Origin of the sequence: Lonsdalea britannica, from assembly GCF_946477055.1 — a bacterium.
Taxonomy (GTDB): Bacteria; Pseudomonadota; Gammaproteobacteria; order Enterobacterales; family Enterobacteriaceae; genus Lonsdalea; species Lonsdalea britannica_A.
Genome location: NZ_CAMKXG010000121.1, coordinates 1 through 10,186, shown reverse-complemented (window position 1 = coordinate 10,186; position 10,186 = coordinate 1). Strand labels below are relative to the sequence as shown.

9 protein-coding genes are annotated in these 10,186 nt (G+C 61.3%); 1 reads left to right on the top strand and 8 read right to left on the bottom strand.

Annotation, left to right across the window (positions count from 1 at the left end; genetic code table 11):
• From Q7O77_RS09795 to Q7O77_RS09760, 8 genes are all read right to left on the bottom strand, one after another.
• A partial coding sequence (locus tag Q7O77_RS09795) for an amidohydrolase family protein (RefSeq protein ID WP_304166386.1) occupies window positions 1–1,397 on the bottom strand: 1,397 nt, incomplete at its 3' end.
• A 2-nt stretch (window positions 1,398–1,399) separates the two neighbouring features.
• Entirely contained in the window at window positions 1,400–3,043 is a 1,644-nt protein-coding gene (locus tag Q7O77_RS09790; protein WP_304166383.1) for an ABC transporter ATP-binding protein, read from the bottom strand.
• Entirely contained in the window at window positions 3,040–3,915 is an 876-nt protein-coding gene (locus tag Q7O77_RS09785) for an ABC transporter permease (RefSeq protein ID WP_085653389.1), read from the bottom strand. The genes Q7O77_RS09790 and Q7O77_RS09785 overlap by 4 nt, the downstream gene beginning before the upstream one ends.
• Before the next feature lie 10 nt (window positions 3,916–3,925).
• Entirely contained in the window at window positions 3,926–4,867 is a 942-nt protein-coding gene (locus tag Q7O77_RS09780; protein WP_026739545.1) for an ABC transporter permease, read from the bottom strand.
• Between the two features lie 32 nt (window positions 4,868–4,899).
• Complete coding sequence (locus Q7O77_RS09775) at window positions 4,900–6,498, bottom strand: ABC transporter substrate-binding protein (RefSeq protein ID WP_304166376.1); 1,599 nt, start codon at window positions 6,496–6,498, stop codon at window positions 4,900–4,902.
• A gap of 99 nt (window positions 6,499–6,597) precedes the next feature.
• Window positions 6,598–7,452 carry a D-amino-acid transaminase gene (locus tag Q7O77_RS09770; protein ID WP_304166373.1) on the bottom strand — a complete coding sequence of 285 codons (855 nt, stop codon included), beginning with the start codon at window positions 7,450–7,452 and terminating at the stop codon, window positions 6,598–6,600.
• A 15-nt stretch (window positions 7,453–7,467) separates the two neighbouring features.
• A complete protein-coding gene (locus Q7O77_RS09765) occupies window positions 7,468–8,391 on the bottom strand; it encodes an N-carbamoyl-D-amino-acid hydrolase (RefSeq protein ID WP_085653392.1) in 924 nt (307 codons plus the stop codon).
• A gap of 120 nt (window positions 8,392–8,511) precedes the next feature.
• The gene (locus Q7O77_RS09760) at window positions 8,512–9,432 is read right to left on the bottom strand and encodes a LysR family transcriptional regulator (RefSeq protein ID WP_085653393.1); all 921 of its coding nucleotides are present in this window, start codon (window positions 9,430–9,432) and stop codon (window positions 8,512–8,514) included.
• Between the two features lie 174 nt (window positions 9,433–9,606).
• On the opposite strand from Q7O77_RS09760, the gene Q7O77_RS09755 reads away from it, so the two are divergent.
• On the top strand, window positions 9,607–10,186 hold a 580-nt coding region (locus Q7O77_RS09755; protein WP_304166369.1), incomplete at its 3' end, for an AEC family transporter.

Genomic DNA, 10,186 nt, shown 5'->3' with positions numbered 1-10,186 from the left:
TGTACGCGGCCCTGCTCATAACTCACCACGCCATTGACCACCACCAGATCGATGCCCGGCGCGATCCGACAGGGATCGTTGTAGGTTGCGACGTCCTGGATCGTCGCCATATCGACCAGCACGACATCGGCGAACGCCCCTTCCCTCACCACGCCGCGATCTTGCAGCCTAAAACGCGCGGCAGACAGCCCCGTCATTTTGCGTACGGCCTCGGGAAGTTCGAACAGCTTTAAATCCCGGCAATAATGCGCCAGTACGCGTGGAAAGGTTCCCCACAGCCGCGGATGAGGATTGGGATCGTTGGGCAGCCCATCCGAGCCCACCATCGACAGCGGATGCGCCAGGATCTGGCGCACATCGTCCTCGCTCATCATGTGATAGATCGCCCCCGCCGGACGCAAACGCTCGGTGGCCTCCCACTGATCGACGCCCCACTGTTCGGCGATCGCTTTGAGCGTCTGCCGGGCCACCTCCGGATGGGGATCAGACCAGGTGATGAAGATCTCCATCTTGCCGTCGACGCGCCAGGCATCCAGCGTGGTTGAGCTGGCCGAATAGGGATAACAGTCGCAGTTACAGGATTGCTCGTCAGCGGCCTTTTCCAGCGCGGCCAGCGCCAATGGCGCACGTCCCCAGTTGCCCGCACCCGCGCACTTGAGGTGGGAAATCACCAGATCGGCGCCCGCCCGTCGGGCGGTGCTGAACGACTCCTGCAACGAATCCAGCAGGCCGTCATGTTCGTTGCGCATATGCGTGGTGTAGAGCGCGCCGTGCGCGCCGACGATATCCACCAGACGCTGCATCTCCGCCATCGGCGCCTGCTTCGCATTGGTGTAAGCCAGCCCAGAGCTGAGGCCGATGGCACCTGCGTCGAGCGCCTTTTCCAGCGTCTCGCACATCCGATCCAGCTCGGGTGGCGTGGCCGGGCGATCGAAACGATCCATCACGTTGGCCCGCAGCGCCGTATGGCCGATCAACGCCGCCACGTTGACGCTGGGACAGGCGCATTCGACGGCGTCGGCATAGTCATCGAAGGTCGGATAAATGAACGCGTCTTCGCCCCCCAACAAATTCATCGGGTCCGGCGGCGCGCCCGGCAGTATCACCGGCGATGCGCTGATCCCGCAGTTGCCGACGATGACGGTGGTAACGCCCTGCGAGATCTTCGCCAGCATGTCCGGCGTGCGGATGACGTGCGTATCGTCATGCGTATGGACATCGATAAATCCCGGCATCAGGCAGCGGCCGCCGCCTTCGATCGTCCGCACGGCGTCGCGTCCAGCCAGCGACCCAATCGCTGCGATCCGATCGCCGCGGATCGCGACGTCAGCGACATAGGGATCATTGCCCGTTCCATCGACCACGGTGACGTTCAGGAACAGCAGATCGTAGGCCATCGTCACATCCTCCGTCCGGCGGCAAAGTCCCATCCCTTGCCGGGGACCGCCTCCATCAGTTGCTGGGTATAAGGCTGCTGGGGATGGGCCAGCACATCGGCCGCCGGCCCATATTCGATAACCTGACCGTACTGCATGACCAGCACATCGTCGCAGACCTGAGCGGCTACGCGTAAATCGTGGGTGATGAACAAGATGGCGACCTGCATGCGTTCCTGAATGTCCGCCAGTAGTTGCAGCACCTGCGCCTGTACCGAAACGTCGAGCGCAGAGACTGCCTCATCGGCGACGATGACATCCGGCTCCATCGCCAGCGCGCGGGCAATCGCGATACGCTGCCGTTGACCGCCGGAAAACTGATGCGGAAAGCGGTCGATGGCGTCCGCGGGCAGCCCGACCAGCTCCAGCAGTTCCTGCCCCCGCGCCCAGGCCTGTGCGAACGGTACGCCGAAATTCACCGGCCCTTCCACCAGACTCCGGCCAATGCTCATGCGGGGATTCAGCGACCGATTCGGGTCCTGAAACACCATTTGGATCCGCTTGCGATGCGGTTTGAGCCCCACCGGCGTCAGCTCGGAGATATCTTTGCCGGTCACTCGCACCGCGCCGCAGGTCGGCGTCAGCAAGCGCATGACGCAGCGCGCCAGCGTCGACTTGCCGGAACCGCTTTCCCCAACAATCCCCAGCGTACGACCGCGCTTGAGCATAAATGACACGTCGTGTACGGCCCGCGTACCTTGCCGCCGTTTCCGAAAGAGCGACCACGCGCTGCCCGCCGCCGGATAGGTTTTACCCAGCTCGACGACGTCCAGCACCACCTGCGCGCTGGCGGCCTCGCGCCGCGCCGCTCGGGGAACCAGGCTCGGCACCGCCGACAGCAAAGCCTGGGTATACGCTTCTTGCGGCGCCGAAAGCACCTGCTGTACGCTGCCGGACTCAACGATATGCCCCTGACGCATCACGCAGACACGGTCGGCGATATCCACCACCACGCCCATATCGTGAGTGATAAACAGCACCGCCGTGCCGTGCTTCTGCTGTAGCTCGCGGATCAGTTTGAGAATTTGCTGCTGGGTCGTGACGTCCAGCGCGGTGGTCGGCTCGTCAGCAATGAGCAGACGCGGTTCCAGCACCAGCGCCATGGCAATCATGATGCGCTGACGCTGGCCGCCGCTCAGCTGATGCGGATAGGCTGCGTACACTCGTTCAATGTCCGGCAGATGCACCTGAGACAGCGCATCCATGACCCGCGCCTTACGCGCCTGAGCATTCAGATCCGTGTGGGTCTGCAACACTTCGTCAATTTGCCGCCCGACCGTCAGCACCGGGTTGAGCGCGGTCATCGGCTCCTGAAAAATCATCGCCATGCGGCTGCCGCGCAGCGCTTTGAGGCGACCGTTGCTGACCTGCAACACATCTTCGCCATCCAGCAGGATCCGTCCGCCGGTCGCGCTCAACGCGCCTTTGGGCAATAGCCCGAGGGTCGCCAGCGACGTCACCGACTTGCCCGATCCGCTCTCTCCCACCAGGCAGACCGTCTCTCCCGCCTGAATCTCGAATGAGATGCCTTGCAGGATGGGCGCGCCCTGCGCCGTATTCACGCAGAGGTTTTCTACGCGCAGAATATCTTTCCGGTCTTCGCTCATGCGGCTCCCCTTTTCTTCAGGCGCGGGTCGAGCGCATCGCTCACCGCATCGCCCAGCAGGTTGATCGACAGAATACACAGCGACAGAGCCAACCCGGCCCACAGCACCAGCGAAGGTTTAAGCTGGAAGTACACGCGCCCTTCGGAAATGATGTTGCCCCAGGTCGGGATCTCCGTGCCGATGCCCGCGCCGAGGAACGACAGGATCGCCTCGGTGAGGATGGCGGAAGCGCAGATATAGGTGCTTTGTACGATAAGCGGCGCCAGCGTGTTCGGCATCAGATGCCGGGTGAGCACCTTAAATGTGGAGGTGCCCATCAGCACTGCCGCCTCGACATACGGCTCTTCGCGAGTCGACAGTACCCGGGAGCGCACCAGGCGCACTACCTGCGGGATCTCGGGCACCATGATCGCGACCATCACGGTCCAGATACCGGCGCTGCTGAGAGAGACGATGGCAATCGCCAGCAGAATACCGGGGATCGCCATCAGGCCATCCATCACACGCATCATCAGCGCATCAATACCGCGGAAATAACCAGCCAGCAGGCCCAGCGGCAGGCCGATCACCACGCTCATCACCGTGACGCCCACGCCGACGATCAGGGAAATCCGCGCGCCATAGACAATGCGCGAAAATAGATCGCGTCCGTAGGCGTCCGTCCCCAGCCAGAATTCCGCGCTGGGCGGTTTCAGGCGCATGGCTGGCGACAGCGCGACCGGATCGTGAGGGGCGATCCAGGGCGCGAAGATCGCCATCGCGACGATGAGCGTCAGGATCACCAGCGCGATCGCCGACGTCAGCGGCATGCGCGGCAGTGTGATCAATCGATGCCGGGGCGCGGGCAGGGTCAGAGAATCAGGTTTGCTCATAGCCAGGCCCTCAGTAACGAATGCGTGGATCGCTGATCGCATAAGACAGATCGATCAACAAGTTGATGATGACATACACCCCGCTGGTCAGCAGGATCATGCCCTGAATCACCGGATAGTCACGCGCCAGTACGGCATCGACGATCAACCGTCCCAGCCCCGGGATATTGAACACGCTTTCGGTCACCACGACGCCGGAGATCATCAGCGCGAAGCCGGTGCCGATCACGGTGAGGATCGGGATCATCGCGTTGCGCAGCGCGTGCCGGAACAGCACGTGGATCTCCGCCAGCCCCTTGGCGCGAGCGGTACGGATATAGTCTTCGCCCAGAACTTCCAGCACGCTGGCCCGGGTCATGCGCGCCACCAGCGCGATGTACACCGACGACAGCGTCAGCGCCGGCAGCACGATGCGCTGGGCGAAAGGCCCCACGCCGCGAGTAATGCTGCTAAATCCCTGCACCGGGAGCCACCTCAGCTCGAGCGAAAACACCGTGATCAAGACATAGCCGATGACGAACACCGGCACCGAAAAGCCCAGCACCGAAGTCGACATCACCAGATTGTCGATCCAGCTGCCGTGCTTCCATGCCGCCAGTACGCCCAGCGGCACGGAGATCAAAATGGTAAAGGCGATCGCCACCAGCGCCAGGCTCAGCGTCGGCTCCAGCCGCTGGCCGATCATGGTCAGCACCGGCGTGTGAGCCATCAACGACGTGCTGAAATCGCCGCGCAGCAGCTGTGAAATCCACACGAAAAACTGCTGATACAGCGGCTGATTCAGACCCAGACTTTCGCGGATCGCCTCCAGTTGCTGCGGGGTCGCCATGTCGCCGGCGATGATCGCCGCCGGATCGCCCGGTGACAGCCGCAACAGCAGGAAAACAAACAACGCGACCACCAGCATCACCGGGATCGCCGCCAGAACGCGGCGAATGAAGTAACCAAGCATAGGGACCTCCGAAGGCATTAATCACACAGTAATCAGTCGCTTTTTTCGACGTTCCAGAACACCGTGGACGGCCCTGTCATCAAGTGGCTGATGCGGCTGCTCCAGACCGCCACGTCGTAGAACTGGCCGAGCGGGATATAGCTGACCTGATCCATCGCGTGTTTCTGGATGTCTACCGCAATCGCTTTCTGTTTGGCGGGCTCGGTAGCAGTAGCGAACGCCACGCGCAGCTCGTTCATTTTCGGATCGGTCGGCCAGCCGAACCAGGCGCCCTGCCGTCCGCCGCCATCCAGCATCGGGTTCACCACCGGGTTCCAGATGGTTTCCGCGTTCCAGTAGGTAAAGAACAGGTTCCATCCGCCCTGAGCCGGGGCGTTCTGATTCGCCCGGCGCGAAACCAGCGTCTGCCAGTCCATCGGCTGCAAAGAGACGTTGAAGCCTGCCTTGCGCAGTGCCTGCGCCACCACCACTGGCTGCGGCGCCTGGCTGGGGACATCGGTCGGCTGCATGATCACCACCGGCGTGCCGTCATAACCCGCTTTCTTCAGCAGCGCCTTGGCCGCTTCGATGTCTCCGCCTTTAAGCAACGACTCACCGCCAGCCTGTGTCTCCAGCGCGGTGCCGCAGCCAAATACAGAGGCGCACAGCTTGAAGTATTCCGGATTGCCCACCAGCGCATCGAGCACGTCTTTCTGGCTCATCGCCAGCATCGCGGCGCGGCGAATATCCGGGTTATCAAACGGAGGATAGAGGAAGTTCATGCGTCCGCCGGTCAGCGATCCGAGCTTGCTCAGCACCCCGGACTTCAGTTCCGGATTGGCCTGCACCATCGGCAACAGATCGATCGGCAGCTGTTCGATAAAGTCGATATCGCCGGATGAGAGCGCGTTGATCGCCGTCATACGATCCGGCATGTTGATCCACTCCACCCGATCGACCTTGACCACTTTGCCGCCTGCGGTGCCGCTGGCTGGCTCTTTGCGCGGTACGTATTGCTGGAACTTCTCGTAGACCACGCGGTTGCCGGGATCGAATTCGCTGGCGACGAACTTATACGGGCCGGATCCGGTGTAATCGGTGATCATCTTGCCGTCAGGCGTATTGGCGACACGCTCCGGCATCATGAAGGCCGCGACGGAGGAAGGTTTGGCTAACAGTTGCAGCACATAGCCAAACGGTTTGGACAGCGTCAGGACGATCGTTTTGTCATTGGTGGCGGTGATGCCGGAGGTGTACTTCATCATCAGCTGACCGCCCACGTCGTAACGCGCCCAGCGCTTGAGGGAAGCGACGCAGTCCGCGGCGGTCACCGGTTTGCCGTCATGCCACAACAGACCGTCGCGTAACGTGAAGGTATAGGTCAGGCCGTCGGGAGACACGGTCCAGTCGGCCATCTGCGGTTTAGGAACCTGATGCTCATCCATACCGATCAGCGTGTCGTAAATCATGTAGCCGTGGTTACGGGTGATCTGGGCGGTAGTCGCAATAGGATCCAGTACGCGCAGGGAGGAGGACATCACCGCGTGCAGCGTTTTCTCCGCAGCCAGCGAGGACGTGGAAAACAGCGCGGCGCTCAGGCCGATCGGCAACAGCAGAGAGGCAATCAAGGAACGGGATGGATACTTTTTCATTCTCAACACTCCTTAAAAGGGCAACGAATGGTGTCGGGACTTGCTGTGTGGTCACGTTAAAAGAGAGCGGTTTGCCGGAAGCCGTGGCCTGCCGCCCGGTTATGTCAATGCGCTCAGCGCATGGTCGATATAGAGACGGCGTAACCGCTGGGCCAGAGGCCCGGGTTTACCGTCGCCGATGGGCTGGCCGTCCAGCGTCACCACCGGGTACACAAACGAGGTGGAGGAGGTAATGAACGCTTCGGCGGCCTGTTTGACTTCATCCAGCGCAAAGGCGCGTTCTTCGAAACGCAGCCCCTGCGCCTTCAATAGTGCGAGCAGGGAACCGCGCGTAATGCCGGGCAGCAACGCATGCGACAGCGCTCGCGTGACCACCGCGCCATCGCGGGTCACGATGAACGCATTGTTGGACGTGCCTTCAGTTATCCAGCCGTCTTTCACCAGCCAGGCGTCATCCGCGCCCTGCGCACGCGCCTGCTCTTTCGCCAGACACGGATACAGCAGCTGCGTGGTCTTGATGTCGCAACGTCCCCAGCGCAGATCCGGCAGGCTGATGATGTTCATGCCGCGCTCCGCCATCGGGCTATCGATCACGACTTTCGACTGCGTATACAGCACCACCGTCGGCGGCGTTCCCGCAGGCGGGAACTGGAAGTTGCGATCTTCCACGCCGCGGCTGACCTGCATATAGATTAGGCCCTCCTGCAGATCGTTGCGGGCGATCAGCGTGCGGTGGATCGCCAACAGCGCGGCGTCATCCAGCGGGAGCGTCAGTGACAGCTCGCTCAGCGAACGGCGCAGGCGGGCCAGATGCAATTCAATATCCACTAACCGGCCTTGCAGCACGGCGGTGACCTCGTAGATCGCGTCGGCGAACGTGAAGCCACGGTCAAAGATCGAGATCTTCGCTTCGTTCTCCGGCACAAACTCCCCGTTCAGGTATACGGTGCGCATGGCTTACTCTCCAGGTCAGGAACGCTCAACGCCGGTCTGGCGGGTGATGATGCCGTAGTGTTCAATACGCCGGTGACGGGCAAAGTCGAAGATCGTGGTCTTGCCGAACTGGCACAGATCCATATCGCAGCGATGCACGATCAGCTCATCGTCCTGCCCCTTGGCGCGCGCCACGACAAAACCGTTCGGATCGATGATCACGCTGCCGCCCATCAACGGAAAACCATCTTCCACCCCGGCCTTGGCGACGCCGACGACCCAAGTGGCGTTCTGGTAAGCGCCGGCCTGCATGCACAGCTCGGAATGGAACAGGCGGTGTTCTTCACCCTCGCCGCGATTCTGCGAGTTCACCGACGGCGTGTTGTAGCCCAACGTCACCAGCTCAACGCCCTGCAATCCCATCACACGATAGGTTTCAGGCCAGCGACGATCGTTGCAGATGCACATGCCCATCACCGTGTTCTGCGTTTCCCAAGTGGGGAAGCCGAAATCACCCGGTTCGAAATAGCGCTTTTCCAGATGCTGGAAGTCGCGCTGGGTGTCGAACTCGACGTGCCCCGGCAGATGGACTTTGCGATATTTGCCGACGATGTTGCCCTGGCGATCGGTCAGGATCGACGTGTTGTAATGATGGCCGTCCGGCGTCAGCTCCGCATAACCGAAGGTGATAGCAATGCCGTGTTCGCGGGAAAAATCGAACAGCGGGCGGGTCGCGTCGTTCGGCATTTCACGCTCGAACCAGCTATCGACCTCCTGCTGATCTTCCATGAACCAACGGGGGAAAAAGGTGGTCAGCGCCAGCTCGGGGAAAACCACCAGCTCACAGCCTTGCTGCCGGGCCTGCTCCAGTAGCGCCAGCATGCGCTGGACCACGCTTTCTCTTGAGTCGCTTTTTTGGATCGCCCCGAGCTGGGCGCCGCCGATAACGATGTCTCGCATGCCGTATTCCTCCACAAGACCGACCCGATGTCGGTAAACCATTTACAGTGTGTAGGACCATTGTGGGAGCTACGGCAGCCCCTGTCGTATGCCTATTTGTCGGTAGGGATTAACCTGATGTTAATCCAGGTTGAACAGGTGAAAACCGCCCTCTTCCAGCGTACCGCGCAGGTTGTCGACAAAGACCTGCGCAAACTGTGCCAACGGCTCACGCCGCAGGTGAACCAGACTGATCGTCAGGCGTTCTTCGTTGAGGATCGGCAGCACCGCCATCCGCTCAGAGCCGGATGCACGGAAAGAGATCTCGTCGACGACGGAGAAACCGGTGCCGTTTTTTACCAGCGCGCAGGCGTGATGCGGAGAGTCGACGTCGATGCTCGGCCGGTAGGGCAAACCCACGCGTTCGAACGCCTGCTTCATAAAGCTGTGGAAGGGGGTATCGGCGGCGTAACCGATGAAGGGCGTCTCCGCCAGCGCGTCGGGCAGCTCATTGGCCGACACACGCGTCAGTGGATGATCCGCCGGGCACACCACCATCACCCGGATATAGCTTAGCGGCACCGCGCGCAGATTGGGGTGATCGATAGGAAACAGAGAAATGCCGAGATCCGCCTGCTGGTCGAGCAGCCTGTCGCGCAGCAGGACATGGCGCAGACATTCCAGGCTGACGAGAATATCTTCGTTGCACCGTCGGAAGGCAGCGATGGCGTCAGGCACCAGCTGATGCCCCAGACTGGGGCTGCTGGCGATGCGCAATACGCCGTGACGTTGCTGAACCAGATTGTGCAGCGTGGTGTTGACCCGCTGTATATCGCGGTAGACGGACTCGACGTCGCTGAACAGGCTGCGCGCCTCGGGAGAGGGGTACAGCCGCCCTTTGACCCGTTCAAAAAGCTGGAAGCCGATCCGTGCCTCAGTATGAGACAACATGCGGCTGACGGCGGGTTGGGACACGTACAAGAGTTGAGCGGCGCCGTTGATCGAACCGGTGATCATCACCGCCCGAAAGACTTCGATCTGACGTAGGTTGAGCGACTGCATAGGCGAACCTCGTGGGCATTTCGGCGTCGTCGTCCCATCGAACGCTTAACAATAGGTTATAGAAAGTTAGCAATTTGTATGCCAAGGGGCCAAACGGGCCAAAAATCGCGCTGACAAGCGACGCCGGAGTCGCTATTAATAACCTTCCGCCATGTTGAAAAGGAGGCGCCCGCCGTGGCCATCCCACAAACGATCCTGCCGATCTTTCTCTTGATCCTGCTCGGCTACGCGCTGGCCCGCCGAGGCGCGCTCGATCCCCACGCCAATAAAGCGCTGGGCGTGCTGGCTTTCAAGCTGTTCATGCCGATGGTCCTGTTTACCGGCATGATCCATGCGCCGCTGCACGACGGTCTGAACACCACGCTGCTGGCCGCCTACTTCGTTCCCGCGCTGCTGATCTTCGCCGCGGTCAATCTCTTCGCCCACCGCAGTCTGGGTCGCCCGACGCCTTTCGGACTGACCGCCTCCTTTGGCAACAATGCCTTGATCGGCCTGGCGATGGTGGCGGGTCTTTACGGCAGCGAAGGGCTGATATTGCTGTTTACCGTCCTCGCCGTACACAGCCTGCTGCTGTTCAGCGCTCAGAGTTTCTATGACAGTTTCGCCGGCAGCGAACCGTTCAAGCCCGGTATTCTGGTCGCCAGCCTCGCCAACCCGATGATTATTGGCCTGCTGTTGGGGACGGCGGTCAATCTGTCGAACCTGACGCTGCCCGGCTGGAGCATGAAACTGGCGACCTGGCTGGCGCAGGCGG